This window comes from Rhizobium sophoriradicis (assembly GCF_025200795.1).
Classification (GTDB): domain Bacteria; phylum Pseudomonadota; class Alphaproteobacteria; order Rhizobiales; family Rhizobiaceae; genus Rhizobium; species Rhizobium sophoriradicis.
Genome location: NZ_CP104152.1, coordinates 4,128,910 through 4,155,488 on the forward strand (window position 1 = coordinate 4,128,910; position 26,579 = coordinate 4,155,488).

Annotated in this window: 29 protein-coding genes and 1 pseudogene; 20 read left to right on the forward strand and 10 right to left on the reverse strand. The window is 60.3% G+C overall.

The window, feature by feature from the left end; translation table 11 throughout:
* Window positions 1-2 precede the first annotated feature (2 nt).
* From rsmG to hemE, 6 genes are all read right to left on the reverse strand, one after another.
* Window positions 3-620 (reverse strand): 16S rRNA (guanine(527)-N(7))-methyltransferase RsmG, encoded by a 618-nt coding sequence (gene rsmG / locus N2597_RS20165; RefSeq protein ID WP_009996162.1) that lies wholly within the window; start codon window positions 618-620, stop codon window positions 3-5.
* 24 nt (window positions 621-644) lie between these two features.
* On the reverse strand, window positions 645-2,522 hold the full coding sequence (mnmG, locus tag N2597_RS20170; RefSeq protein ID WP_106797606.1) for a tRNA uridine-5-carboxymethylaminomethyl(34) synthesis enzyme MnmG: 1,878 nt from the start codon (window positions 2,520-2,522) through the stop codon (window positions 645-647).
* A gap of 68 nt (window positions 2,523-2,590) precedes the next feature.
* Window positions 2,591-3,904, reverse strand: a complete 1,314-nt coding sequence (gene mnmE / locus N2597_RS20175; RefSeq protein WP_077992746.1) for a tRNA uridine-5-carboxymethylaminomethyl(34) synthesis GTPase MnmE — start codon at window positions 3,902-3,904, stop codon at window positions 2,591-2,593.
* 108 nt (window positions 3,905-4,012) lie between these two features.
* On the reverse strand, window positions 4,013-5,278 hold the full coding sequence (gene rho / locus N2597_RS20180) for a transcription termination factor Rho (RefSeq protein WP_003571435.1): 1,266 nt from the start codon (window positions 5,276-5,278) through the stop codon (window positions 4,013-4,015).
* A gap of 198 nt (window positions 5,279-5,476) precedes the next feature.
* A complete protein-coding gene (hemJ, locus tag N2597_RS20185) occupies window positions 5,477-6,019 on the reverse strand; it encodes a protoporphyrinogen oxidase HemJ (RefSeq protein ID WP_183597905.1) in 543 nt (180 codons plus the stop codon).
* A complete protein-coding gene (gene hemE / locus N2597_RS20190) occupies window positions 6,016-7,047 on the reverse strand; it encodes a uroporphyrinogen decarboxylase (RefSeq protein ID WP_183597907.1) in 1,032 nt (343 codons plus the stop codon). Before hemE ends, hemJ begins: the two co-directional genes overlap by 4 nt.
* A gap of 400 nt (window positions 7,048-7,447) precedes the next feature.
* On the opposite strand from hemE, the gene N2597_RS20195 reads away from it, so the two are divergent.
* From N2597_RS20195 to dnaQ, 5 genes are read left to right on the forward strand one after another with little or no spacing between them, the layout of a single operon-like run.
* Window positions 7,448-8,269 (forward strand): pyruvate, water dikinase regulatory protein, encoded by an 822-nt coding sequence (locus N2597_RS20195; protein WP_038685850.1) that lies wholly within the window; start codon window positions 7,448-7,450, stop codon window positions 8,267-8,269.
* A 33-nt stretch (window positions 8,270-8,302) separates the two neighbouring features.
* Entirely contained in the window at window positions 8,303-8,902 is a 600-nt protein-coding gene (locus N2597_RS20200; protein ID WP_183597909.1) for a Maf-like protein, read from the forward strand.
* Window positions 8,895-9,752: a shikimate dehydrogenase gene (locus tag N2597_RS20205; RefSeq protein ID WP_038685855.1), complete on the forward strand. Its 858-nt coding sequence runs from the start codon at window positions 8,895-8,897 to the stop codon at window positions 9,750-9,752. Before N2597_RS20200 ends, N2597_RS20205 begins: the two co-directional genes overlap by 8 nt.
* The gene (coaE, locus tag N2597_RS20210; RefSeq protein ID WP_183597911.1) at window positions 9,752-10,363 is read left to right on the forward strand and encodes a dephospho-CoA kinase; all 612 of its coding nucleotides are present in this window, start codon (window positions 9,752-9,754) and stop codon (window positions 10,361-10,363) included. Before N2597_RS20205 ends, coaE begins: the two co-directional genes overlap by 1 nt.
* Complete coding sequence (gene dnaQ / locus N2597_RS20215; protein ID WP_183597913.1) at window positions 10,356-11,072, forward strand: DNA polymerase III subunit epsilon; 717 nt, start codon at window positions 10,356-10,358, stop codon at window positions 11,070-11,072. The genes coaE and dnaQ overlap by 8 nt, the downstream gene beginning before the upstream one ends.
* A 107-nt stretch (window positions 11,073-11,179) precedes the next feature.
* On the opposite strand, the gene secB is transcribed toward dnaQ, so the two are convergent.
* Window positions 11,180-11,662, reverse strand: coding sequence for a protein-export chaperone SecB (secB, locus tag N2597_RS20220; protein WP_038685862.1), 483 nt, complete (start codon window positions 11,660-11,662; stop codon window positions 11,180-11,182).
* 101 nt (window positions 11,663-11,763) lie between these two features.
* On the reverse strand, window positions 11,764-12,270 hold the full coding sequence (locus N2597_RS20225) for an FxsA family protein (protein ID WP_096771449.1): 507 nt from the start codon (window positions 12,268-12,270) through the stop codon (window positions 11,764-11,766).
* A 131-nt stretch (window positions 12,271-12,401) separates the two neighbouring features.
* Between N2597_RS20225 and N2597_RS20230 the strand changes: the two genes are divergently transcribed.
* The 5 genes from N2597_RS20230 to gyrB all read left to right on the forward strand — a co-directional run bounded on the left by N2597_RS20230 (window position 12,402) and on the right by gyrB (window position 17,733).
* A complete protein-coding gene (locus tag N2597_RS20230) occupies window positions 12,402-13,106 on the forward strand; it encodes a Tim44/TimA family putative adaptor protein (protein ID WP_010055719.1) in 705 nt (234 codons plus the stop codon).
* Window positions 13,099-14,220, forward strand: coding sequence for a murein transglycosylase A (gene mltA, locus N2597_RS20235; protein ID WP_183597915.1), 1,122 nt, complete (start codon window positions 13,099-13,101; stop codon window positions 14,218-14,220). The genes N2597_RS20230 and mltA overlap by 8 nt, the downstream gene beginning before the upstream one ends.
* Window positions 14,220-14,789 (forward strand): Smr/MutS family protein, encoded by a 570-nt coding sequence (locus N2597_RS20240; RefSeq protein WP_183597917.1) that lies wholly within the window; start codon window positions 14,220-14,222, stop codon window positions 14,787-14,789. Before mltA ends, N2597_RS20240 begins: the two co-directional genes overlap by 1 nt.
* Complete coding sequence (locus N2597_RS20245; protein WP_038685869.1) at window positions 14,786-15,163, forward strand: helix-turn-helix domain-containing protein; 378 nt, start codon at window positions 14,786-14,788, stop codon at window positions 15,161-15,163. The genes N2597_RS20240 and N2597_RS20245 overlap by 4 nt, the downstream gene beginning before the upstream one ends.
* Window positions 15,164-15,297: 134 nt before the next feature.
* Window positions 15,298-17,733, forward strand: coding sequence for a DNA topoisomerase (ATP-hydrolyzing) subunit B (gyrB, locus tag N2597_RS20250; RefSeq protein ID WP_038685872.1), 2,436 nt, complete (start codon window positions 15,298-15,300; stop codon window positions 17,731-17,733).
* A gap of 68 nt (window positions 17,734-17,801) precedes the next feature.
* Here the strand turns inward: gyrB and N2597_RS20255 are convergent, their stop codons facing one another.
* Window positions 17,802-18,401 (reverse strand): nitroreductase family protein, encoded by a 600-nt coding sequence (locus tag N2597_RS20255; protein ID WP_077992763.1) that lies wholly within the window; start codon window positions 18,399-18,401, stop codon window positions 17,802-17,804.
* A gap of 42 nt (window positions 18,402-18,443) precedes the next feature.
* The gene (locus N2597_RS20260) at window positions 18,444-18,728 is read right to left on the reverse strand and encodes a DUF2218 domain-containing protein (RefSeq protein ID WP_077992766.1); all 285 of its coding nucleotides are present in this window, start codon (window positions 18,726-18,728) and stop codon (window positions 18,444-18,446) included.
* A 78-nt stretch (window positions 18,729-18,806) separates the two neighbouring features.
* On the opposite strand from N2597_RS20260, the pseudogene N2597_RS20265 reads away from it, so the two are divergent.
* From N2597_RS20265 to accD, 10 genes and pseudogenes are all read left to right on the forward strand, one after another.
* A pseudogene (locus N2597_RS20265) lies at window positions 18,807-18,942 on the forward strand (glutathione S-transferase family protein); the annotation flags it as partial.
* Between the two features lie 94 nt (window positions 18,943-19,036).
* Entirely contained in the window at window positions 19,037-19,879 is an 843-nt protein-coding gene (locus N2597_RS20270) for a fumarylacetoacetate hydrolase family protein (protein ID WP_077992768.1), read from the forward strand.
* Between the two features lie 203 nt (window positions 19,880-20,082).
* Window positions 20,083-21,360 carry a polyhydroxyalkanoate depolymerase gene (locus tag N2597_RS20275; protein ID WP_077992770.1) on the forward strand — a complete coding sequence of 426 codons (1,278 nt, stop codon included), beginning with the start codon at window positions 20,083-20,085 and terminating at the stop codon, window positions 21,358-21,360.
* Window positions 21,361-21,502: 142 nt separating this feature from the next.
* A complete protein-coding gene (locus tag N2597_RS20280) occupies window positions 21,503-21,940 on the forward strand; it encodes a DUF2852 domain-containing protein (protein WP_077992772.1) in 438 nt (145 codons plus the stop codon).
* Between the two features lie 4 nt (window positions 21,941-21,944).
* Window positions 21,945-22,118, forward strand: coding sequence for a hypothetical protein (locus N2597_RS20285; RefSeq protein ID WP_164519006.1), 174 nt, complete (start codon window positions 21,945-21,947; stop codon window positions 22,116-22,118).
* Window positions 22,051-22,809, forward strand: a complete 759-nt coding sequence (locus tag N2597_RS20290) for a M48 family metallopeptidase (RefSeq protein WP_086155828.1) — start codon at window positions 22,051-22,053, stop codon at window positions 22,807-22,809. Before N2597_RS20285 ends, N2597_RS20290 begins: the two co-directional genes overlap by 68 nt.
* Window positions 22,810-22,884: 75 nt before the next feature.
* Window positions 22,885-23,553 carry a phosphoribosylanthranilate isomerase gene (locus N2597_RS20295; RefSeq protein WP_009994168.1) on the forward strand — a complete coding sequence of 223 codons (669 nt, stop codon included), beginning with the start codon at window positions 22,885-22,887 and terminating at the stop codon, window positions 23,551-23,553.
* 2 nt (window positions 23,554-23,555) lie between these two features.
* Complete coding sequence (trpB, locus tag N2597_RS20300) at window positions 23,556-24,776, forward strand: tryptophan synthase subunit beta (RefSeq protein ID WP_039617057.1); 1,221 nt, start codon at window positions 23,556-23,558, stop codon at window positions 24,774-24,776.
* A 3-nt stretch (window positions 24,777-24,779) separates the two neighbouring features.
* Window positions 24,780-25,619, forward strand: a complete 840-nt coding sequence (gene trpA / locus N2597_RS20305; RefSeq protein ID WP_039617059.1) for a tryptophan synthase subunit alpha — start codon at window positions 24,780-24,782, stop codon at window positions 25,617-25,619.
* 39 nt (window positions 25,620-25,658) lie between these two features.
* Window positions 25,659-26,564, forward strand: a complete 906-nt coding sequence (gene accD, locus N2597_RS20310; RefSeq protein WP_077992776.1) for an acetyl-CoA carboxylase, carboxyltransferase subunit beta — start codon at window positions 25,659-25,661, stop codon at window positions 26,562-26,564.
* The last annotated feature ends 15 nt before the right edge of the window (window positions 26,565-26,579 follow it).

Genomic DNA, 26,579 nt, shown 5'->3' on the forward strand with positions numbered 1-26,579 from the left:
TGTTAAACCAAGCGCCGGAGATTCGATATTTCCAAAATCACGGATTCCTGCTCGACGGCGCTCTTATGTTCTACCAGATCGAATTCCCACCGGCCACGCGCTTCATCGATTTCCCTCAGGTAATCCCGGCCTTTGTGAAAAAATCCACGACAATTTCCCTTGCCAAGCATCCAAGGTGCTGCATAGCCGATCAGCCCGTCGAGGTCGGCGAGGGCTCTGGCTGAAATCGCACCACACTCGCCGATCTCGGCATGGGCATCCTCGATTCGAATCGCGTGAACGCTCCCGCGTGCGTTTGTCTCCCGCAGTGCGGTTCGCAAAAATGCTGCCTTTTTGTGATTGCTTTCGACAAGATGCACCCACCCATCCTGCAGCTCCGCCAGGAAGATTGCGGTGATCACGCCGGGAAAGCCGCCGCCGCTGCCGAGATCGACCCAGCGAACTGGCTCGGGGTAAATCTGGAAAATCTGGCTGCTGTCCGCGATATGACGCCGCCACAAATCATCGAGCGTCGATGGCGCTACGAGATTGATGGCTTTTGCCCATTTCTGAAAGAGTGCCGCAAAATGTTGGAGTCGTGCCTGTGTTTCACGTGAAACACGCAAACCGTTCAATTCCATTCTCAAAGACTCTCAAATCTTGTGTTAGGCAATTTGGCGCTCTGCACCGCTCCGGCGGCGCAAATGCACCAGCAACAGCGCAATAGCGGCGGGCGTCATGCCTTCGACAATGGCTGCCTGCGCGACGTTGAACGGACGGGCCGCACTAAGCTTTGTCTTGAGCTCATTCGACAAGCCGGAAAGCGCAGAGTAGTCGAAATCATCGGGGATACGCCGTTCCTCGTCGCGCTGCTGGTCAGCAATGGCCGCAGCCTGCCGGTCGAGATAAACGGAGTAGCCCGCCTCTATCTCCAACGCCTCGGCAACCGTCGGCCGGATCGCGCCCAGAGCATCCGGCCAGACCCGCCGGAGGGCGGCAAAGTCGTAGTCCGGGTAGGACAATAAATCATAGGCCGTCCGGCGCTGACCATCCAGATTGATGTTCAGGCCGGCGCGCCGCGCTTCATTGGGGGTCACCTTCAGCGACATCAACTGGGCGCGCCCGGCGTCGACTTCTGCTTGATAGACTGTGAATCGCCGCTCGCGTGCACGGCTGACGCAGCCAAGCCGCATGCCAAGTGGTGTCAGCCGAGCATCAGCATTATCGGCCCGCAGCGTCAGACGATACTCCGCGCGCGACGTAAACATCCGATACGGTTCCGTAACGCCTCGCGACGTGAGGTCATCGATCATCACCCCAATGTAAGAATTTGTTCGGCTAAAATGGAACGGATCCGAATCGGTGCTTCGCAGTGCAGCATTCAAGCCTGCCGCCAACCCCTGCGCCGCTGCCTCCTCATAACCGGTGGTCCCGTTGATCTGGCCGGCGAGAAACAGGCCTCTCAGCCGCTTGACTTCGAGCGACGGCGTAAGCTCCCGCGGGTCGACATGATCATACTCGATGGCATAACCCGGCTGGAGGATCCGCGCCGTCTCGAGTCCGGGAATGGTCTTTATGAAGTCCGCCTGGACCTCGGCCGGCAGCGACGTCGAAATGCCATTTGGATAGACCGTATCGTCGTCGAGGCCTTCCGGTTCGAGAAAGACCTGGTGGCCGTCGCGTTCGCCGAACTTGACCAGCTTGTCCTCGATGGATGGGCAGTAACGCGGCCCGACACCTTCGATCTGCCCGGAATACATCGCCGAGCGTTTGATATTGTCTATGATGATCCGATGTGTCGCTTCGGTCGTCCGGGTGACGCCACATTCGATCTGCCGCGTCGTGATCGAATCGGTCATGAACGAAAAGGGCACGAGATCCTCGTCCGCACCCTGCCGACCGACGGACTGCCAGTCGATTGTCTTGCCATCCAGCCGGGCCGGCGTGCCCGTCTTCAATCGCCCCAAGCGCAGCCCCAACCGGGCCAGAGTTGCCGACAACCCCAGCGAGGGGGGTTCGCCGACGCGGCCGGCGGGTGTCTTATCCGAACCGATATGGATCAGACCACGCAAAAACGTCCCGGTCGTCAACACGACTGCCGGCGCTTTCAGCCGCCGGCCATCCTTCATGATCACGCCGGCAACACGGTTATCGACGACGTCGAGATCGAATGCGTCGCCCTCGACGATATCCAAGCCTGGTGTCGCTTCGATCGCCGCCAGCATCGCCAGTCGATAGAGCTTCCGATCCGCCTGCGTTCGCGGACCGCGGACGGCGGCACCCTTCTTCCGGTTCAACATTCTGAACTGAATGCCGGCAAGATCGGCGACCCGGCCCATCAGACCGTCCATCGCGTCGATCTCGCGGACCAGATGTCCCTTGCCAAGCCCACCAATCGCCGGATTGCAGGACATGACACCAATCGTGTCTCGCCTGTGGGTGACCAAGGCGGTTTTCGCCCCGAGGCGCGCAGCTGCACTGGCAGCCTCCGTGCCGGCATGGCCGCCGCCGATCACAATCACATCATAGACATTGCCGGTCATCTCAAACTCCAACTCGGCGGGTTTCACGTGAACTCAGGCGACAGCCTCAAGAAAAGGTTTCACGTGAATCATTTACCGATACAAAACTCCGAGAAGATCACATCGAGCAGCTGCTCGACATCCACCCGCCCGGTAATCCGTCCCAAATACTCAGCCGCCAGGCGAAGCTGCTCCGTGCGCAGTTCGAGATTCGTCTCGCTCTGCGAGATTGCCGCATCTAGCGCTGCCAAACATTTCGCCAGCGAATCCTTGTGCCGCTGTCGGCTCGGGATCGCCATAGACAGGCCAGCAAACCGCTCCTTGACGACGCGCCCGATCAGCGCCCGCAATTCCGGCAGGCCCTCACCGGTTGCCGTCGAAATCCGCAGATCATATCGATCGGAGCCAGTCTCGATGAGATCCTTCTTCGTTCCGACCCTAACATGCGGCACAGCCTGGTCCAAGTCGGCAGGAATGACGGGATCGCTCACATCGACCAGCAACAGCACAAGATCGGCATCACGAAGCGCTATGCGTGCCCGCCGCACGCCTTCCATCTCCACCCGATCGTCCGCCTCACGCAGACCGGCCGTGTCATAGAGTTTGACAAGATAGCCGTCAATGTCGAGATCGACCTGCAGGACGTCACGAGTGGTTCCGGCAATATCCGTGACGATTGCGACGTCGCGTCGGGCGAGAGCATTCAACAGGCTCGACTTTCCCGCATTCGGCGCCCCGGCGATCACCACCTTAAAGCCGTCTCTGATAATCTCGCCCGCCGAAGCCGCGTCGAGATGATGCCAGATATCATTGCGAAGCCGATCCATGTCGGCCCAGACCATATCTGACACCGATCCCGGGACATCGTCTTCGTCGGCAAAATCGAGTTCCGCCTCGATCAGGGCGCGCGAGCGGGTCAATCGTTCCGCCCACGAATCGTATACTGCCGAGACACCACCAGCGCTGTGTTCCACGGCGAGGCGGCGCTGCATCTCCGTCTCAGCCTCGATGAGATCGGCCAGGCCCTCGACCTCGACAAGATCAAGCTTGCCATTTTCGAAAGCGCGTCGCGAAAACTCGCCTTCAATCGCCATACGAACACCAGGAGTATCACCCAGCGCCTGAAACAGCGCTGCCAGGACGGCCTTGCTGCCGTGGATCTGCAGCTCGGCGACATCTTCACCGGTAAAAGAGTTTGGAGCGGGGAAAAACAGCACCAGACCGCTATCGATCGGTTGATTGTTGCGCGCCCGAATCGTTCGGTAGGAAGCCAGCCGATCAGCCGGCACTGATCCGGCCAGCCTGATCAAGAGCTCTCGGGTTAACGGACCGCTGATGCGAATGACCGAAACACCCGAGGGCGGGGCGCCGCTCGAAAGCGCATAAATCGTATCATTCACCATGGGCCATCGTCCGCTTGTCAGTTCGAATCCGAATCGATTCCTCTTAAATAAAAAGCTGGCGACATCGAGGCGATGCGCCAGCTCTCAATGGATGAATCCGGCTAAGGATCAGGTATTCATCGAGTCGAAGAAATCGGAATTGTTCTTCGTCTGTTTGAGCTTGTCGATCAGGAATTCGATTGCATCCGTGGTGCCCATCGGAGCAAGGATACGACGAAGAACGAAGATCTTCTGCAGATCCTGGCGTGGCACGAGCAGGTCTTCCTTACGCGTGCCGGACTTGAGGATGTCCATCGCCGGGAAGATGCGCTTGTCGGCGACCTTGCGGTCGAGGACGATTTCCGAGTTGCCGGTACCCTTGAACTCTTCGAAGATCACTTCGTCCATGCGGCTGCCGGTATCGATAAGCGCCGTTGCGATGATGGTCAGAGAACCACCTTCCTCGATGTTGCGCGCGGCGCCGAAGAAGCGCTTCGGCCGTTGCAGTGCGTTGGCGTCGACGCCACCCGTTAGCACCTTGCCGGAGGAGGGGACGACTGTGTTGTAGGCGCGCCCGAGGCGTGTAATCGAATCGAGCAGTATCACGACGTCGCGGCCATGCTCGACGAGACGCTTGGCCTTTTCGATGACCATTTCGGCCACCTGGACGTGACGCACCGCCGGTTCGTCGAAGGTCGAGGAAATGACCTCGCCGCGGACGGAACGCTGCATGTCCGTCACTTCCTCCGGACGTTCGTCGATCAGAAGGACGATGAGATAGCATTCCGGGTGGTTGGCCGTGATCGAATGGGCGATGTTCTGAAGAAGGACGGTCTTACCGGTGCGCGGCGGCGCGACGATCAATCCGCGCTGGCCCTTGCCGAGCGGCGCCACCAGATCGATCACGCGGGGCGATAGATCCTTGGACGTCGGAATGTCGAGTTCCATCTTGAAGCGCTCATTCGGATAGAGCGGCGTCAGGTTGTCGAAATGAACCTTGTGACGGATCTTTTCCGGATCGTCGAAATTGATGGTGTTGACCTTCAGCAGCGCGAAATAGCGCTCGCCCTCCTTCGGTCCGCGGATCGGTCCCTCGACCGTGTCGCCTGTCTTCAAAGAGAAACGGCGGATCTGCGATGGCGAGATATAAATATCATCAGGGCCGGGCAGGTAGTTGGCGTTGGCCGAGCGCAGGAAGCCGAAGCCGTCCTGCAGCACCTCGACCACCCCTTCGCCGATGATCTCCACATCCTGGCTGGCCAGCATCTTGAGGATCGCAAACATCAGCTCCTGCTTGCGCATCGTGCTTGCATTCTCGACCTCGAGCGATTCGGCGAAAGCCAGAAGATCCGTCGGGGATTTGCTCTTAAGTTCCTGAAGCTTCATTTCAGCCATGAAGTGACCAATACTCTTTTCATTTTCGAAGGGGAAAGGCGATGTTGGGTCGTATTCGGTACTGCGAAAGGGGCTCGCAGACGACTGAACTCTTCACACATGCCACGTAGGTGAGATGCGCGGAAAATAGCGAGTCGCAATCGCCGCCGCAAGGGGGCTGATTAAAATGAAGCAAATTTAACCTGAGGAGGATTTTCCTCAGAACGGCTTCACCACCACGAGGATCACGATCAGGATCATCAACAGTGTCGGCGCCTCGTTCATGAACCGCCAATAGCGTGCCGAGCGGCGATTTTCGTCGCGCTCGAAAGCGCCGACCGCACGGCTGAAAAACATATGAACAGCCGTCAGCAGCACGACCAGACCGATCTTGGCATGCAGCCAGCCGCCGTGGAATCCATAGACCGACCAGGCGAGATAAAGACCGAAGATCCAGGTCAGCATCATCGCCGGCGTCATGATGATCCGCAGCAGCCGACGCTCCATCACCTTGAAGGTTTCCGACTGCACCGAGCCCGGTTCCGCGTCGGTGTGATAGATGAACAGCCGCGGCATGTAGAACAGTCCTGCCATCCAGGAAATCACCGCGATGATGTGAAGCGCCTTGATCCAGAGATAGAGGTTGTCGGGGTTCCAGGCGAAAAGCCCGACCGCCATCAGCGCGAAGAAGGCCAGCGCAAAATGGGCACGGCGCCGGGCATAAGCGCCGGGTTTCCGATCCGTCTGCCTTTCCCTCGTCACTTCGCCCCCCGCACGCGCTCGACCAGCAGACGCACATGTTCGGGGTCGGCCTGCGGCGTGATGCCGTGGCCGAGATTGAAGATCAGCGGTCCATGGCCGAGATGCTGCAGAATATCGTCGATGCCCTCTTCCAGCGCCCGGCCGCCGGCAACGACGCGCATCGGATCGAGGTTGCCCTGGACCGGTCCATCTTTCTGAAGTTCGGCAGCGAAGGCCAATGGGACCGACCAGTCGAGGCCGATCGCATCGGCGCCGGTCTTCTGACGATAGGTTTTCAGCTGATAGCCGGCCCCCTTGGCGAAGGCGATGATGCGCGCATGCGGGCGCTGCGACTTGATCGAAGCGATCATCCGCGCAACCGGCCTGATCGCGAAAGCTTCGAACTCCTTCTCCCCGAGAACCCCAGCCCAGGAATCGAAGATCTGAACGGCATCGGCGCCGGCGTCAATCTGGGCGACGAGATAGTCTGCCGACACGTCGGCAAGCAGCATCAGCAGATGCTCGAAAGCGCGGGGATATTTGTAGGCGAAGAGACGGGCAGGGGCCTGATCCGGCGTGCCGTGTCCGGCGATCATATAGGTCGCAACCGTCCAGGGCGCGCCGCAGAAGCCGAGCAGGGTCGTCTCGTCAGGCAACTCCTCCCGCACCCGTCGCACTGTTTCCAAAACCGGTCTGAGATAGGCGACGACCTGTTCCCCGTTCAATCGCCCGATCCCGGCTTCATCGATCGGATCCATCTCCGGCCCATGCCCTTCAGTGAATCGGACATTCCGCTTCATTGCATCGGGGATGACCAGAATATCGGAGAACAGGATCGCCGCGTCGAAGCCATAGCGGCGGATCGGCTGCAGCGTCACCTCGACGGCGTAATCGGGCGTGTAGCAGAGATCGAGAAAACTTCCGGCCTTTGCCCGAGTCTCTCTGTATTCCGGCAGATAACGTCCCGCCTGCCTCATCAGCCAGAGAGGCGGAGGGCTGAGGCTTTCGCCGTCGAGAACCCTCATGATCTTTCGGCGCGTGTCGCTCAAGCGCTTCTTCCCTATATAAAATCAAAGATATTTTAAAAGGTTTCTATTTCTTAGAGTCGGTGTCTATCAAGGATTAAAATCCATCCACTGCCGATGCCATTTGTCGCGCGCCCGCACCAAAACTCGAAAAGAATTTTCCGATTCTTCGAAATTTCCGGGAGAAGGCGAATCCCAAAATGATTCCAAAAACTTGCCAGGCAGCCGATTTTCTCCTTCCTGTGGATAGCTTGTGGACTTGCCTTCGACAAACCAATTTCGTCCCCATCCTCCACAGGACCTGGCAAAACCGGTCCGCAAAATTCGAAATGTGGATAAGGCGGCATGTTTTCCCTTGCCCGAGGCAGCCTCGCCGCCTTAGCTCTCCATCATCCAGTGTTTTCAACAGGCAGCGGAAAATAGCGTGGAGAACAGAACGAACTTCTTTCATCTGCATCTGATTTCTGACTCGACGGGAGAGACTCTGATCTCCGCTGGCCGTGCCGCCTCGGCGCAGTTCCGATCCGCTCAGCCGATCGAGCATGTCTATCCGCTGATCCGCAATCGCAAACAGTTGCTGCCGGTTCTGCAGGCGATCGACGATGCGCCCGGCATCGTGCTCTACACCATTGTCGACCGGGAGCTGGCGAGCCTGATCGACGAGCGCTGCACCGAAATGGGCGTCGCCTCGGTCAATGTTCTGGAGCCGGTGATGAATGCATTCCAGATCTATCTCGGCGCTCCGTCGCGCCGCCGGGTCGGAGCCCAGCATGTGATGAATGCCGGTTACTTCGCCCGCATCGAAGCGCTGAATTTCACCATGGATCACGACGACGGCCAGATGCCGGACGATTACAACGATGCCGATGTCGTCATCATCGGCATCAGCCGGACGTCGAAGACACCGACATCTATCTATCTCGCCAATCGCGGCATCAAAACGGCCAACATTCCGATCGTCTATGGCGTGCCGTTGCCCGAGAGTCTTTTTGTCGCGACCAAACCCTTGATCGTGTGCCTGATCGCCACCACCGATCGTATTTCCCAGGTGCGGGAAAACCGCATCCTCGGAGCGACCCAGGGCTTCGATCGCGAACATTACACCGATCGCGCCGCGATCTCCGAGGAGCTGAAATATGCGCGCTCGCTTTGCGCCCGTCACAACTGGCCGCTGATCGACGTGACCCGCCGCTCGATCGAGGAAACCGCCGCGGCGATCGTTGCCCTGCGCCCGAAGCTGCGCTAAGCGCTGACGCAAAGTCGGCACTCCGAGGAGCCTATGACAACAACAATCATCCTTGCATCGTCGAGCCCGTTTCGGCGGATGCTGATGGAAAATGCCGGCCTGTCCTTCGAGGCGCAGGCCGCAACGATCGATGAAAGGGCGCTGGAAGCGCCGTTGGAAAAAGCCGGGGCGACGCCGGATGCCGTTGCCCTCGCTCTGGCCAGGGCCAAGGCCGAGGATGTCAGCCGGCGCTTTTCGGACAGCCTGGTTATCGGTTCGGATCAGACGATGTCGCTCGGCGACCGGGTCTTTCATAAGCCGAAGGACATGGCCGACGCGGCCGGCCACCTTCACGCCCTGTCGGGAAGAACGCATCGATTGAACAGCGCCGTCGCCATCGCCAACAATGGTGTGGTCCTGTGGGAACATCTCGCCCATGCCGAACTGACGATGCGGCCTCTGACGGCGGAATTCATTGCCGGGCATCTGGCGCGGGTCGGTGACAAGGCGCTTTCGAGCGTCGGCGCCTACCAATTGGAGGCGCAGGGCATTCAGCTCTTCGAGAAAATCGAAGGTGATTACTTCACCATTCTCGGCCTGCCGATGCTGCCGCTTCTGACGAAATTGCGCGAACTCGGAGCGATCGATGGGTGATTCACGTGAAACATTCGGGCCGAAGGCGTTTGTCACAGGCTTTCCGATCAAGCATTCGCGCTCGCCGTTGATCCACGGATATTGGTTGAAGACGCTCGGCCTGCCAGGCAGCTACCGCGCTCATGAAGTCGCACCGGAAGCCTTTGCCGATTTCGTCGCTTCGCTGAAGGATGGCAGTTCCGGCTTTACCGGCGGCAATGTCACCATTCCCCATAAGGAATTGGCCTTCCGCCTCGCCGACAAACCGGACGCGCTGTCGCTCGAACTCGGCGCGTCGAACACGCTCTGGCTGGAGGATGGCCTTCTCCACGCGACAAATACCGATGGCCGCGGCTTCACTGCCAATCTTGACGAACGCCATCCGGGCTGGGACCGGCATGACACGGCCGTGATCTTTGGCGCCGGCGGCGCCAGCCGGGCCGTCATCCAGGCGGTTCGCGACCGCGGCTTCAAGACGATCCACGTCGTCAACCGTACCGTCGAACGGGCCCACGAACTGGCCGACCGTTTTGGCCCGAAGGTTCAGGCCCATCCGGCCGGTGCGCTTGCCGAGGTCATGAAAGACGCCGGCCTGTTCATCAACACCACGTCGCTCGGCATGGACGGCGAGCCGGCGCCGCAGCTCGATTTCACTCCACTTGCTGCCGACGCCGTCGTTACCGATATCGTCTATGTGCCGCTGAAGACGCCGATCCTGGCGCAGGCGCAAGAGCAGGGCTTTGCGATCGTCGACGGTCTCGGCATGCTGCTGCATCAGGCCGTGCCGGGCTTCGAGAAATGGTTCGGCAAGCGCCCCGTCGTCGACGCCGCACTGCGTGCACTGATCATTGCGGATATGGAAGCACACTGATGCTGAAGATCGGATTGACCGGCTCGATCGGAATGGGAAAGTCGACGGCCGGCAAGCTCTTTGCCGAGGCCGGGATTCCGCTGAACGATTCCGATGCCGTGGTCCACGATCTCTATGCCGGCGAGGCTGCACCGCTGGTGGATGCCGCCTTTCCCGGCACGATGAAGGACGGCGTGGTCGACCGGCAAGAACTCGGCCGCCAACTGGCGCACGATCCCGACGGCTTCAAACGGCTGGAGGCAATCGTTCACCCGCTGGTCCGCAAGCGCGAAACGGAATTTCTGGCCCACCACCGTGCCGCCGGCGCCGAGATGGTTCTGCTCGATATCCCGCTGCTTTTCGAAACCGACGCTTGGGAAAGGGTGGATGTCATCGTCGTCGTCAGCACCGATCCACAGATTCAGCGTCAGAGGGTGCTTGCGCGCGACGACATGACCGAGGAAAAATTCGACATGATTCTCTCTCGCCAGACGCCGGATGCAGAAAAACGGCGCCGTGCCGATTACCTGATCGACACCAGCCACAGCATTGAGCAGACGAGGGAACGGGTGCTTGAGATCGTCGCCGATCTGAAAATGCGAATTGCCAAGGGAGATTTCCGGAATGCGTGAGATCATTTTCGATACGGAAACCACCGGCCTTGACAACCGGATGGACCGCATCATCGAAATCGGCGGCATCGAACTCTTCAATCACTTCCCGACCGGCAACACCCTTCATATCTACATCAATCCGGGAGATCAGAAGGTCCATCCGGATGCGCTCGCCGTGCACGGCATTACGGATGAATTCCTCAAGGACAAGAAAGCCTTCGCCGAGGTCGCCGAGGAAATTCTCGCCTTTTTCGGCGATGCCAAGTGGATCGCCCACAACGCCACTTTCGACATGGGCTTCATCAACGCCGAATTCGCGCGGATCGGTTTGCCGCCGATCCTGCCGGAACGGGTGGTCGATACGCTGTCCATGGCGCGGCGCAAAAATCCGATGGGACCAAATTCGCTCGACGCACTTTGCCGGCGTTACGGCGTCGACAATTCGCACCGCGCCAAACACGGCGCGCTTCTCGACTCCGAGCTGCTGGCCGAAGTCTATATCGAAATGATCGGCGGCAGGCAGGCGGCCCTTGGCCTCGGACAATCCGGCCAGGCGCCGGGCGGCGAAATGGCGATGGAAGATGATGGAGCGATATTAGCGGTGCTTGAGCGGCCCCGGCCGCTTGCACCCCGCCTCAGCCAGGCCGAAGCGCAGGCGCATGAGGCGCTGGTCGCCAAGCTCGGCGAAAAAGGCATTTGGTCGAAATTCGCCAGCTCGCCAGCGTGACAAATCGGGCCGCAGCGTCCCTTTCGCGTCTTTCAGACGCGCGGCGCTGAATTAAAAATGCCCGGGACTTGCCCGGGCATCCGCATGTCAGAACCGACGGAATTCGATCAGTTCGGAACGGCCTGAACCTTGGCGCGGGCCTGCTCTTCGGCAACGCGCTGGGCAAACATCTGCGTGAAGTCGATCGGGTCGATCATCAGCGGCGGGAAGCCGCCGTTGCGGGTCACGTCGGCGATGATCTGACGGGCGAAGGGGAAGAGCATGCGCGGGCATTCGATGAAGAGAACCGGCAGCATGTGCTCCTGCGGGAAGCCGGTAACGCGGAAGACGCCGCCATAGACGAGTTCGGTGTGGAACACCGTCTTGTCATCATCCTTGGCTTCGGCATTCAGCGACAGCACGACATCGAAATCCGTGTCGGAAAGCGGATTGGCGTTGACGTTCACATTGATGTTGATCGTCGGCGCCTTGTCGCGCGCCTGCAGCGAACGCGGCGCACCCGGGTTTTCAAAGGACAGATCCTTCGTATATTGCGCAAGGATCGAAAGGGTGGGGTTGGTCGCACCGTTGCTGTTGTTGTCGTCTGCCATTGGCTTTTCCTCGAAGGGCATGGGAATGGTGCCGCCATCTAACATTTCGGGGAGGGGCTTACAACCCTGAGCGCTGGGCGCTGTTGCTCGGTCGAAGCACTTCAATCACCGAGATGTTTGCCGGACCACGGCGAGTTGCGATCCGGCTGCCTATGATAATCCTCCTCGTCGAGATCCACCACCTTCGAATTCCGGTTGCCGTCGCGGGACTGCGGTTTCGGGCCGGCGGAAAAGCCGTCCTGGGCGTTGACGACGACGAAGCGTCTGGCGATCGACCGCCAGACGAGATCGCGCACCGGCGGAATGAGAATGAGGATTGCGATGATATCGGTGAGGAAGCCGGGAATGATCAGGAGCAGCGCGGCGATGACCGTCATCGCCGGCTTCAGCAGATCGCGGCCGGGCATCACGCCGTTCCGTCCTTGGCTCGACATGCGGCGCAGGATATCGATGCCCTGCCGGCGCAGCAGGACCACGCCCAAAACAAAGCTCGCCATGACGAGCGCCAGTGTCAGCACCAAGCCGAGCGCCCGGCCGACGACGACGAAACCGGCTATTTCGCCAAGCGGCAGCAGCAGAATGAAAGCCGGCAGGATTGAAAAACGCATGGTCGTCATGTCCCGGACTGGCCGGTCTCCTCTTGGCGCCGGCGAAGATGCCAGCCATCATTTGAATCATCTGTATAGGCGGACTATATGGGAGTACAAATCAGAGATGTTAACGGCGGCTGCGATACGATATGAGTTCGAACGACTTCATCACATTATTCTTCCTGGTGGCGGCGGTGCTGATTTTCTTTCAGCTCCGCTCCGTGCTCGGCCGCCGCACGGGAAACGAGAAGCCGCCGCGCGATCTCTATACGCCGCGGGACGCGGCGCCTGCTGAAGCTGCCGATGCCGGCAAGGTCGTGACGCTGCCGCGGCGCGATGCGACAGGGGAGGATGAGGATCGCTTCGCCGCCATCGATGCCGTTGCCGCACCAGGAACGCCGCTCAACGAATCGCTGCGCGCCCTGAACAAGGCCGACCCTTCCTTCAATCCGAAGGAATTTCTGAACGGCGCCCGCATGGCCTACGAAATGATCGTCATGGCCTATGCCGACGGCGACCGGAAAACGCTGAAGAACCTGCTGTCCCGTGAAGTCTATGACGGTTTCGATGCGGCGATCGGCGAGCGAGAAAGTCGCGGCGAGAAGGTGAAGTCCACCTTCGTTGGCATCGACAAGGCCGAAATCACCCATGCCGAGACGAAGGGCAGCGAAGCGCAGATCACCGTGCGCATCGTCAGCCAGCTGATATCGGCCACTTACGACAAGGCGGATGCTCTGATCGAAGGCGACGCCGAGAACGTCGCCGAGGTCAATGACCTCTGGACCTTCGCCCGCGATACCCGCTCGCGCGATCCGAACTGGAAACTTGTGGCGACCGAATCGGAACATGAGTGACCACGCATCGGACTTCGTCCTGCAGGCCATAAGCTTCGACACTTTGGAAGGCTGGAAGGATGATGATCCCTCCGGCCTTTTTGAAGTCATGCGTGACTGCCGGCGGCAGATCACCGAGGTCAAACCCTACCGCGCCGGCTCGCTCGGCCTGAGTTCGGAAGACTTGCTTCCGCTTCTGATCGCCGCCGAAGACTTCACACCGTCCTCTCCCGCATCAGCACGCCGCTTTTTCGAAACACACTGCCGGCCATTCCTGATCCGCCGCAAGGATGGCAATCCCGGCTTCGTCACCGCCTTCTACGAGCCCGAGATCGAGGTATCGGAAAAGCCGGATGACGTTTTTAGTTTTCCCTTGTATCGCCGTCCCGACGATCTGATCGATCTCGACGACAGCAATCGCCCGGCCGAACTGGACGAGGCCTATGCGTTCGGCCGCCGCCATGATGACGGCCGGATCGGCGCCTATCCGGATCGCCGCGCGATCGACCAGGGTTTTCTTGAAGGCCGCGGCCTCGAAATCGCCTGGGCGAAGTCGAAGGTCGATGTCTTCTTCGTCCATGTGCAGGGCGCCGCCCGGCTGCGTTACAGAAATGGCCATATCGGCCGCATCACCTACGCAGCGAAGGCCGGTCATGCTTTCTCGGCGATCGGCAAGCTGCTGATCGAGCGCGGAGAAATCGACCGTGCCGAGATTTCGATGCAGTCGATCCGCGCTTGGCTGGCGTACAATCCCGAGCGGGTGGACGAAGTGTTATGGCACAACCGCTCCTATATTTTCTTCCGGGAGGCGGCGGTCGCCGATCTTGAGGCCGGTCCGATCGCGGCCGCCAAGGTGCCGCTTCTTGCCGGCCGTTCGCTAGCCGTCGACCGGCTGATCCATACCTTCGGCTTTCCCTTTTTCATCCGCGCCGAAAGCCTCACCCATCTCGATCATGGCCGGGCCTTCGGCAGGTTGATGCTGGCGCTCGATACCGGCTCGGCGATCGTCGGACCGGCCCGCGGCGACATCTTCACCGGTTCGGGGGATACGGCAGGAGAACGAGCCGGCACCGTCCGCAACGACGCCGATTTCGCCATTCTCATTCCCAATGCTGCTGCCGGACGATTTGACTGATGGTTAGGGATCGCAAGCTCAGCGCCGATGAGAGGATCCTCTGGGGTAAGGTTGCCCGCAGCACCCGGCCGATGCCTGAAAAGGCGGGTGAGTTGAATGAACTCGATGCCTTTCTCGTCGAGGCCGAAGCCGCCGCCGAACAGGAGAAGGCCGGAAAGCAGGCATCCGCCACGCCTCTGCCGCTGCAACCGGCAGCGCCTTCGGCGTCGAAACCGTCGGCCGGGGTGCACCATCCGCTGGAAAAGCCGGTCAAGCGTAAGATCGCCAAGGGCCGGCTGGCGCTCGAAGCGCGGATCGACCTGCATGGGCTGGTACAGAGCGAGGCTTATGTCATCCTTCTCGATTTCCTGATCCGCGCCCATGAGCGCGGCCTGCGCCATGTCTTGGTCATCACCGGCAAAGGCAGCTCGATGGGCAGCGACGGTGCGCTGAAGCGGGCCGTGCCGCTGTGGTTCTCAAAGCCGGAATTCCGCTACCTGATTTCGTCCTATGAACAGGCCGCACAGCATCATGGCGGCGAGGGCGCGCTCTATATCCGCCTGTCGCGGCGGCATGGGGAAAGGCCATGACCCCCTTCGGCGAGGCGGTTCGCCGGCTGAGGGCGCGCAAGGGCGTCTCGCAGAAGGAAATGGCGGAAGCGCTGAACGTCTCCCCCGCCTATCTCTCGGCGCTCGAACATGGCAAGCGCGGTCTGCCGACATTCGATCTGCTGCAGCGCATCGCCGGCTATTTCAATATCATCTGGGATGAGGCCGAGGAACTGTTCCTGCTCGCCCGTTCCTCCGACCCGCGCGTCGTCATCGACACCTCGGGCCTACCGCCGGAATATACCGTATTTGCCAACCGGCTGGCCCGGCGGATCCGCGAGCTTGACAGCGCTGAGATCGCCCGGTTATCGGCTCTTCTCGAAAATAGCGGCAAAGGCGACGGAAAAGCGTCATAATCCCCTGTTTTATGGCTTGTTCAGGGGACTTGCCATTGGGAACAGGGCTCAAAAAACCTATATACGAGAGTGAAGAAAGCCGGTGATTCGCAAGGCGCGCCGCCGCTTACGACAACAGGGAAAATCTCGACAGAATGAGCGATACATCCGCGACGGAAAACGGCGTAAGCACCGAATATGGCGCAGATTCCATCAAGGTCCTGAAGGGCCTCGATGCCGTGCGCAAACGCCCCGGCATGTATATCGGCGATACCGATGACGGCTCCGGCCTGCATCACATGGTCTATGAAGTCGTCGACAACGCCATCGACGAAGCGCTGGCCGGCCATGCCGACATCGTTACCGTCAGCCTCAATCCGGATGGTTCGGTGACGGTCACCGATAACGGCCGCGGCATCCCGACCGACATTCATTCCGGCGAAGGCGTGTCGGCGGCCGAAGTCATCATGACGCAGCTGCATGCCGGCGGCAAGTTCGACCAGAATTCCTACAAGGTCTCCGGCGGTCTGCACGGGGTCGGCGTTTCCGTCGTCAATGCGCTTTCCGTCTGGCTGAAGCTGAAGATCCGCCGCCATGGCAAGATTCATGAAATGAGCTTCACTCATGGCGTAGCCGACGCGCCGCTGAAGGTCACGGGCGAAGCGCCAGACGAGACCGGCACCGAAGTGAGCTTCATGCCGAGCAGCGAAACCTTCACTATGACGGAGTTCGACTACGGCACGCTGGAGCATCGCCTGCGCGAGCTCGCCTTCCTCAATTCCGGCGTGCGCATCCTGCTGACCGATAAGCGCCATTCCGATATTAAGCAGGAAGAATTGCGCTATGACGGCGGCCTCGAAGCTTTCGTCGCCTATCTCGACCGCGCCAAGAAGTCGCTGGTCGACAAGCCGGTCGCCATCCGCGGCGAAAAGGACGGCATCACCGTCGAAGTGGCGATGTGGTGGAACGACAGCTACCACGAGAACGTGCTCTGCTTCACCAACAACATTCCCCAGCGCGACGGCGGCACGCATATGGCCGGCTTCCGGGCGGCATTGACGCGCCAGGTCGTGTCCTATGCCGATAATTCCGGCATCACCAAAAAGGAAAAGGTGACGCTGCAGGGCGAAGATTGCCGCGAGGGCCTGACCGCGGTCCTGTCGGTCAAGGTGCCCGATCCGAAATTCTCCTCGCAGACGAAGGACAAGCTCGTGTCCTCGGAAGTCCGTCCCGTTGTCGAAAGTCTCGTCAATGAGGCGCTGAGCACCTGGTTCGAAGAGCATCCGAGTGAAGCCAAGATCCTCGTCGGCAAGGTCGTCGAGGCGGCAGCCGCACGCGAGGCAGCCCGCAAAGCCCGCGAATTGACCCGCCGCAAGGGCGCGCTCGATATCGCCTCGCTGCCTGGCAAGCTCGCCGACTGCTCCGAGCGTGATCCGGCAAAATCCGAAGTTTTCCTGGTCGAGGGCGATTCGGCCGGCGGCTCGGCCAAGCAGGGCCGTTCGCGCGAAAACCAGGCGATCCTGCCGCTGCGCGGCAAGATCCTCAACGTCGAACGTGCCCGTTTCGACAAGATGCTGTCGAGCCAGGAAATCGGCACATTGATCACGGCGCTCGGCACCGGCATCGGCAAGGACGAGTTCAATGCCGAGAAGCTGCGTTATCACAAGATCATCATCATGACGGACGCCGATGTCGACGGCGCCCATATCCGCACGCTGCTGCTCACCTTCTTCTTCCGGCAGATGCCGGAGCTGATCGAGCGCGGCCATCTCTATATCGCCCAGCCGCCGCTCTATAAGGTCGCGCGCGGCAAGTCGGTGCAGTATCTGAAGGACGAAAAGGCGCTTGAGGAATATCTGATCGGCCAGGGTCTGGAAGATGCCGCGCTGCGGCTCGGCAGCGGCGAGGTCCGCACCGGTCAGGATCTGCGCGAAGTCATTCTCGATGCGCTGCGTATGCGCGCTCTGCTCGACAACCTCCATTCGCGTTACAATCGCGCCGTTGTCGAACAGGCGGCAATTGCCGGCGCGCTCAACGCCGAACTCGTCAGTGACCAGGCAAGAGCCCAGGCATTGGTAAGCGAAGTCGCAAGCCGTCTCGATATTATCGCCGAGGAAACCGAGCGCGGCTGGCAGGGCGATCTGACCAGCGATGGCGGCCTGCGCCTCGAGCGCATGGTCCGCGGTGTTAAGGAAATCGTCGTGCTCGATATGGCGCTGATCGGCTCCTCGGACGCCCGGCACATCGATCAGCTGACGTCACGTCTCAAGGAAATCTACCAGACGCCGCCGTCGCTGCATCGGCGCGAAGGCGACATCGAGATTTCGGGGCCGCGCGCCCTGCTCGACGCGATCTTCGCCAGCGGCCGCAAGGGCCTCACCATGCAGCGCTACAAGGGGCTCGGCGAGATGAATGCCGAACAGCTCTGGGAAACGACGCTCGATCCGAACGTCCGTTCGCTGCTGCAGGTCAAGGTCGCGGACGCCACCGATGCCGATGGTCTCTTCGCGCGCCTGATGGGTGACGAGGTCGAGCCGCGGCGCGAATTCATCCAGGACAACGCGCTGAGCGTCGCAAACCTCGATATCTGATCAATATTGTCTCAGCAAAAGGCCCCGCTGTCCTCGAACCGCGGGGCCTTTTGTTTTTTCGGTTGCGCTCAGTTCGCGACGAAACGGCCGTTGAAGGCGACTTCGGAGAGCGGCTTGCGCTGGCTGGGGAATTCGCGCGTCTGGTTGCGTTCGGAGAGTACGGTCTTATCGGCCAGGCGGCCAACCGCAACACCCGCCTCGACCCTGTACCCCTGGGGGATGCCGAAGGTCTTCATGATATCTTCGTGTTTGATACCGCCCATGCCATGGGCGTAAAAACCGGAAAGGCGCGCCTGGAGCGCCAGGTGGCCCCATGCCGCGCCGGCATCGAAGGAATGCGTGTAGCTCGGCTTTTCCTCGCCGGAACCGGCAGCGCCGGTGAAGCTGCGCGACACGACGAAGATTAGCGCTGACGCATTCTTCGCCCATTCCTGATTGGCATCGACGAGCAATGCGACGAATTTCTCCCAATGCTGTGAACCTTTCAGGGCATAGATGAAGCGCCAGGGCTGCTGGTTGGAAGAAGACGGCGCCCAGTGGGCGGCGTCGAGCAGGCCGAGAAGCTGCGCCTCCTCGATGATTTCGCCGGTGAAGGCGCGCGGCGACCAGCGATCGAGAAACATCGGATCAATCGGATATTGGGATTCGCGGTTATTGCTCTTCGTCATGCTTGTTCCGGGGTTGGGAGCAGAAATTCGGGTCAGCTTCGGTCAGTCCATCCAGACGATGTCGAGTTCCTCGCGGAAGGCGAAGCGCTTCAGGTGATCGTCGATAACGTCCTGCATCCTTGCCTGCTGGGCTGGATCGGCAAGGGAAAGCACCATGGTGAGGGCCGCATCATCGGCGGTGAACGTCACTTCAGCGGTATCGCTGAACGGCACCCGGCCCTTATGGGGGTCGAAATCGACACTGAACTTGTGGCTCCAATGTTTGCAAAGCTGCTGCAGGTAGCGGCTTGCATGTTCGGTAGGCACAACGGCTTTGGAGACGTGCATCGAGAAAACTCCATCTCATCTTGAGCTGCGTTCAGAAGTCATATTTCGCAGCTTCGCTGCCTTGGCAAGCGCAGGCATCGTCGCATGCTCGATTGGCCGGGCATGCGCCGAAACTGCCAATCTCGATCATATCAAGCGCGGCTACTACTCGCTGGAAAGCCTCAAACCGACAAAAATCGTTTCCGCCGGTCATGACTTGTCTGAAATTTTCTAGAAGGCCGTACCGCTTCCCGGCAAAGCCGTAATGACACCGATGAATAATTCGTTCATAGGTGATCGCAACTTCGTTTTTGATGAGGAGGAACTCCATGAAGCTGATGCGTGTTGGCGAACCAGGTCGCGAAAAACCGGCACTTCTCGATGCCGATGGCAAAATCCGCGATCTCTCCGGTCATGTCGGCGATATCGGCGGCGAGGCAATCTCGCCGGCCGGCCTTGCAAAGATCGCGGCGATCGATCCGAAGAGCCTTCCCGAACTCGGTGCCGGCCGCATCGGCGCCTGTGTTGCCGGCACCGGCAAATTCATCTGCATCGGCCTCAACTTCTCGGACCACGCCGCCGAAACCGGCGCCACCGTGCCGCCCGAGCCGGTGATCTTCATGAAGGCGACGTCGGCCATCGTAGGGCCGAATGACACCGTCCTCATCCCGCGCGGCTCGGAAAAGACCGATTGGGAAGTCGAGCTCGGCGTCGTCATCGGCAAGACGGCGAAATATGTCAGCGAGGCCGACGCGCTCGACTACGTCGCCGGTTACTGCGTGTCGCACGACGTTTCCGAACGCGCCTTCCAGACGGAACGCGCCGGCCAGTGGACCAAGGGCAAGTCCTGCGACACTTTTGGGCCGATTGGCCCCTGGCTTGTGACCAAGGACGAGATTGCCGACCCGCAGAACCTCGGCATGTGGCTGAAGGTCAACGGCCAGACGATGCAGAACGGCTCCTCGAAGACGATGGTCTACGGTGTTGCCCATATCGTTTCCTATCTCAGCCAGTTCATGTCGCTGCATCCAGGCGACGTCATTTCGACGGGCACGCCGCCCGGTGTCGGCATGGGCATGAAGCCGCCGCGCTATCTTCGGGACGGCGATGTCGTCGAGCTCGGCATCGAAGGCCTCGGCAGCCAGAAGCAGAGCTTCGTCGCCGATCGTTAACGACACTAGTAGCGCTGAAGCTTAAGCTTTCAGTTTTATGGTGATGCCAGGGATCAACACTCTGGCATTTCCTGTGCAGGTTCGGCACGTCCATGTTGCTGTGCAACAAAAACCTGTTAATCTATGTTACGTGCCAGCGTGCGGAAAGGTTCGATGTCTATCAATCGACGTCATCTTTTCGATAGAGAAAGGCAGCGCCTTGTATGTTTTATCAGCTTTATGAATTGAATCATGCTGCCATGGCGCCGTTTCGCGCCGCGGCAGATATCATGCGTTTTGCCTATGCCAACCCGCTGAACCCGTTTGCCCAGACGCCGTTCGGCCGCACGATCGCGGCAAGCCTCGAAATGTTCGAGCGCACGACACGCCGCTACGGAAAGCCTGAATTCGACTTGAAGTGGACGACGATCGACGACCAGACGGTTTCCGTCCGTGAAGAGGTCGTCTGGTCGCGCTCCTTCTGCAATCTGCTGCATTTCGCCCGCAACGTTCCGCCCGGCCGCGCCAGCGACCCGCGCATCCTGATCGTGGCGCCGATGTCCGGTCACTATGCGACGCTGTTGCGCGGCACGGTCGAGGCGCTGCTGCCGAGCGCCGACGTCTACATCACCGACTGGATCGACGCCCGCATGGTGCCGATGACGGAGGGCACGTTCGATTTCGACGATTACGTCGATTATGTCATCGAGATGCTGCATTTCCTCGGTCCCGACACGCATGTGATCGCCGTCTGTCAGCCTTCCGTCCCGGTGCTGGTCGCAGCCGCGGTGATGGAGGAAGCCAACGATCCACTATCGCCATCCTCGATGACGCTGATGGGCGGCCCGATCGACACGCGCATCAATCCGACCGCCGTCAACAAGCTCGCCCAGGAACGGTCGCTGCAGTGGTTTTCCGATAATGTCATCATGAATGTGCCCTGGCCGCAGCCAGGCTTCCTGCGGCGTGTCTATCCGGGCTTCCTGCAGCTTTCTGGCTTCATGTCGATGAACCTCGACAGGCACGTCGTCGCCCACAAGGAATTCTTCATGCACCTCGTGAAGAACGATGGCGAACCGGAAAAACATCGCGATTTCTACGACGAATATCTCGCCGTCATGGATCTGACGGCCGAATTCTACCTGCAGACGGTCGAACAGGTCTTCATGAAGCATTCGCTGCCGAAGGGCGAATTGATGCATCGCGGCAAACGCGTCGATGCCGCAGCGATCCGCAACGTCGCGCTTCTGACGGTTGAAGGTGAGAATGACGACATCTCGGGCGTCGGCCAGACCAAGGCGGCACAGACCATCTGCGTGAACATTCCCGAAGATATGCGTATGCATTATCTCCAGCCGGATGTCGGCCACTACGGGGTTTTCAACGGCTCGCGTTTCCGCCGCGAGATCGCACCGCGCATCGTCAATTTCGTCCGCCAGCATTCGCGTGCCGCGGTCAAGCGCCCGGTGCGGCGCGTCATCAAGGGCGGCCGGACGGCGTAAATCAGGGCCAGCTGAATTAGAAAAGTGGATTCAAGACCTTGTCCGATTTCCCGGGCAATCGTCTTGAAGCCTGCTATTGCGGTAACCACATCGATTTCAGCGTTCGGCATCTTGCCGGCGCAGAACGCGAGGATACCGCACGATGAACCAGTCAGCATTGCTTCGACCGGATTGGACTCCGGCTACCATTGCCCTGATGATCCTCGGCTTCATGGTTTTCTGGCCTCTGGGTCTGGCCATGCTTGCCTATATCATCTTCGGCGAGCGTCTGCGCGGCTTCAAGCGCGACGTAAACCAGGCGACCGACGGCTTCTTTGCCTCCTGCCGCCGTTCGCATGGCCATCACCGCCCGCATTTCTCGACCGGCAACGTCGCCTTCGACGACTGGCGTAAGGCCGAGCTCGACCGGATCGAGGAAGAGCGCCGCAAGCTGGACGAAATGCGCCAGGAATTCGACGAGTATCTCCGCGAACTCCGCCGCGCCAAGGACCAGGAAGAGTTCGACCGTTTCATGCGTGACCGCAAGAATGCCAAGCGCGACGATAACGGCGGGCCGGTCGCGGAATTTCAGACGCCGTGAGTGGATGAGTGATGAAGCGATGACCGGCATCTTGACCGATGCCGGTTTTTCCATGCCCGGCTTCCCGCTGAATCGTTTAGGTTCGCCGGCGAATCGTATAGAAAACACCCATGTTTCCGCTTCTGAAGACACGGCCAAAGGTGCGAAAGCCGGCTCCGCCCGAAACGCGGACGCTTGATGTCGCCGGCCGGCTCATGCCTCTCACCATCAAGCATCATGACCAGGCGACGCGCATCACGCTGCGCATCGAGCCAGGCGGCCGCGCGTTGAAGATGACGGTGCCGAGGGGCCTTGCGGCGCGTGAGGTCAACGCCTTCCTCGATCGGCACCAGGGATGGCTGCTCACCAAACTTGCCAAGTTTTCGACCGACACCGGGCTGCGCGATGGCGGCAAGATCCTCCTGCGCGGCGTTTCCCATCGCATTGTGCATACGGGCAGCTTGCGCGGTTTGACGGAGGTGGTCTCTGTGGGCGGCGATCCGGTGTTGCGTGTCAGCGGCATGCCTGAACATGTCGGGCGGCGCATTGCGGCCTTCCTCAAGAAGGAGGCGCGCGCCGATCTCGAGAGGCTGGCGGCAGCGCATGCCGCAACCATCCGGGCGCCGATCCGCTCGATCTCGATGAAGGATACCCGAAGCCGCTGGGGCTCCTGCTCGTCGGAGGGAAATCTGAGTTTCTCCTGGCGGATCGTCATGGCGCCGCCTTCCGTGATCGACTATCTCGCCGCCCACGAGGTCGCCCATCTCAAGGAAATGAACCACGGGCCCCGCTTCTGGGCGCTTTGCAAGAAGCTTTGCCCCGGCATGGAGGAAGCGAAATCCTGGCTGAAGCGGCACGGTAGCCAGCTGCACGCCATCGATTTCGCCTGATCGAAGCTCGCCCTAAATGCAGCTTTGCATGCAAATTGGCTCGACTCTTGCCGCATTTCGTGTCACTTCGCTGCCATGAAACCGGATATCAAAATCTGTGGCTTGAAGACGCCGGAAGCTGTCGATCGCGCGCTGAAACGCGGCGCGACCCATATCGGTTTTATCTTCTTTGAAAAGAGCCCGCGCTACATCGAGCCGGACCTGGCGGCAAAACTTGCCGAACCGGCCCGCGGCAAGGCGAAGATCGTCGCCGTCGTCGTCGATGCCACAAATGACGAGCTGGATGAGATCGTCTCGCTGTTGAAGCCGGATATTCTGCAGCTCCACGGCAATGAGAGCCCCGAGCATGTGCTGACCATCAAGGCGCTCTATGGCTTGCCGGTCATGAAGGTCTTTTCGGTGCGCACGGCCGACGATCTGAAGCGGGTCGAGGCCTATGTCGGCATCGCCGACCGCTTCCTGTTCGATGCGAAAGCGCCGAAGGGTTCCGAACTGCCGGGTGGTAACGGTATTTCCTTCGACTGGAGCCTTCTCGGTTGGATCGACGAGAGCATCGACTACATGCTGTCCGGCGGACTGAACAAGAACAATGTCGCGGATGCGCTCGCGAATACCAAGGCACGTGGTATCGACGTCTCCTCGGGCGTCGAAAGCGCGCCCGGCGTGAAGAGCGTTGCAATGATCGATGAATTTTTCGATGCGGTCGAAACGGCGGATGCGCCTGTCATGGCCTCAGGGAGTTGAGAGTGAACGAGACGCCTAAACCGAATTCCTTCCGTTCCGGCCCCGATGAAGATGGCCGCTTCGGCATTTTTGGCGGTCGTTTCGTTGCCGAAACATTGATGCCGCTGATCCTCGATCTGCAGGACGAGTGGAACAAGGCGAAGACCGATCCGGTCTTTCAGGCGGAGCTGAAACATCTCGGCGCGCACTACATCGGCCGCCCCAGCCCGCTTTATTTTGCCGAGCGGCTGACGGCCGAACTCGGTGGCGCGAAGATCTATTTCAAGCGCGAGGAGCTGAACCACACCGGTTCGCACAAGATCAACAATTGCATCGGCCAGATCCTGCTCGCCAAGCGCATGGGCAAGACCCGCATCATCGCTGAAACCGGCGCCGGCCAGCACGGTGTCGCCTCCGCCACCGTTGCCGCCCGCTTCGGCCTTCCCTGCGTCGTCTATATGGGCGCCACCGACGTCGAGCGTCAGGCGCCGAACGTGTTCCGCATGAAGCTGCTCGGCGCCGAAGTCAAACCGGTGACCGCCGGCAGCGGCACGCTGAAGGACGCCATGAACGAGGCGCTCCGCGACTGGGTCACCAATGTCGAGGACACCTATTATCTGATCGGCACGGCAGCCGGTCCGCACCCCTATCCGGAGATGGTCCGTGACTTCCAGTCGGTGATCGGCGCCGAAGCAAAAGAGCAGATGCTGGCGGCCGAAGGCCGCCTTCCGGATCTCGTCATCGCGGCCGTCGGCGGCGGTTCGAACGCGATCGGCATCTTCCACCCCTTCCTCGACGATTCCTCCGTCAAGATCGTCGGTGTCGAAGCCGGCGGCAAGGGCCTGCAGGGCGATGAACATTGCGCGTCGATCACTGCCGGCACGCCCGGCGTGCTGCACGGCAATCGCACCTATCTCCTGCAGGACGGCGACGGACAGATCAAGGAAGGCCACTCGATTTCGGCCGGTCTCGATTATCCCGGCATCGGCCCGGAACATTCGTGGCTCAGCGATATCGGCCGCGTCGATTATGTGCCGATCATGGATCACGAAGCGCTCGAGGCCTTCCAGACCCTGACCCGCCTCGAAGGCATCATCCCGGCGCTCGAGGCCGCGCATGCGATTGCCGAGGTGATCAAACGTGCGCCGACGATGGGCAAGGACGAGATCATTCTGATGAACCTCTCCGGCCGCGGCGACAAGGACATCTTCACCGTCGGCAAGCTTCTGGGAATGGGACTGTAAGACATGACCGCACGCATGGACAAACGCTTTGCCGAGCTGAAGGCCGAGGGCCGTCCGGCGCTTGTGACCTATTTCATGGGCGGCGATCCTGACTACGATACCTCTCTCGGCATCATGAAGGCGCTGCCGGAGGCAGGTTCCGACATCATTGAGCTCGGCATGCCCTTTTCCGATCCGATGGCCGACGGTCCGGCGATCCAGCTCGCCGGCCAGCGTGCGCTGAAAGGCGGCCAGACGCTGAAGAAGACGCTGCAGCTGGCGGCCGATTTCCGCAAGACCAACGATGCGACGCCGATCGTGATGATGGGCTACTACAATCCGATCTACATCTACGGCGTCGAGAAATTCCTCGACGATGCGATCGCCGCCGGCATCGACGGCCTGATCGTCGTCGACCTGCCGCCCGAGATGGATGACGAGCTCTGCATTCCAGCGATCCGCAAAGGCATCAACTTCATCCGCCTGGCGACACCCACCACCGACGAGAAGCGCCTGCCGGCCGTGCTGAAAAACACCTCCGGCTTCGTCTACTACGTCTCGATGAACGGCATCACCGGCTCGGCGCTGCCCGATCCGTCGCTTGTTTCGGGCGCCGTCCAGCGCATCAAGCAGCACACCGAGCTGCCGGTTTGTGTCGGCTTCGGCGTCAAGACTGCGGAACATGCCAAGGTCATCGGCGGCTCGGCCGACGGCGTCGTCGTCGGCACCGCCATCGTCAATCAGGTCGCCACCAGCCTGACCAAGGACGGCAAGGCGACGGCGGACACCGTTCAGGCGGTCGCAACGCTGGTGCGCGGCCTCTCATCGGGAACCCGTTCGGCGCGCCTTGTTGCTGCCGAATAGTTTTCCCACATTGGCACTCGTCAATCAGGAGTATTCGAGTTGAACTGGATCACCAACTACGTTCGCCCGCGGATCAATTCCATGCTGGGCCGTCGCGAAGTGCCGGAGAACCTCTGGATCAAGTGCCCGGAAACGGGGGAGATGGTCTTTCACAAGGATCTCGAATCCAACAAATGGGTCATTCCGGCGTCCGGTTATCACATGAAGATGCCGGCCAAGGCGCGCCTTGCCGATCTCTTCGACAATGGCGAATATGAATCGCTGCCGCAGCCGAAGGTCGCCCAGGACCCGCTGAAGTTCCGCGATTCGAAGAAATATATCGATCGCCTGCGCGACAGCCGCGTGAAGACCGAACAGGAGGACACGATCCTCGCCGGTCTCGGAAAGGTGCAGGGCCTGAAGCTCGTCGCCGTCGTGCACGAATTCAACTTTATCGGCGGTTCGCTCGGCATTGCCGCCGGCGAGGCGATCGTCAAGGCGTTCGAACGTGCGACATTGGAAAAGTGCCCGCTGGTGATGTTCCCCGCTTCCGGCGGCGCGCGCATGCAGGAAGGCATTCTCTCGCTCATGCAGCTGCCGCGCACGACGGTTGCCGTCGACTTGCTCAAGGAATCCGGCCAGCCTTATGTCGTCGTACTGACGAACCCGACGACCGGTGGCGTGACCGCCTCCTACGCCATGCTCGGTGATATTCATCTGGCCGAGCCCGGCGCAGAAATCGGCTTTGCCGGCAAGCGCGTTATTGAGCAGACGCTGCGCGAAAAGCTGCCGGAGGGCTTCCAGACCTCCGAATACCTGCTGGAACATGGTATGGTCGACATGGTCGTCAAACGTCACGACATCCCGGAAACGCTGGCGCGCCTCCTGAAGATCCTGACGAAGAAACCCGTCTCGGCGGCCAACGACATGAATGCCGGTGCGATCGCCCTGGCGGCGAGCGCCTGATAATCGACAAGCAGG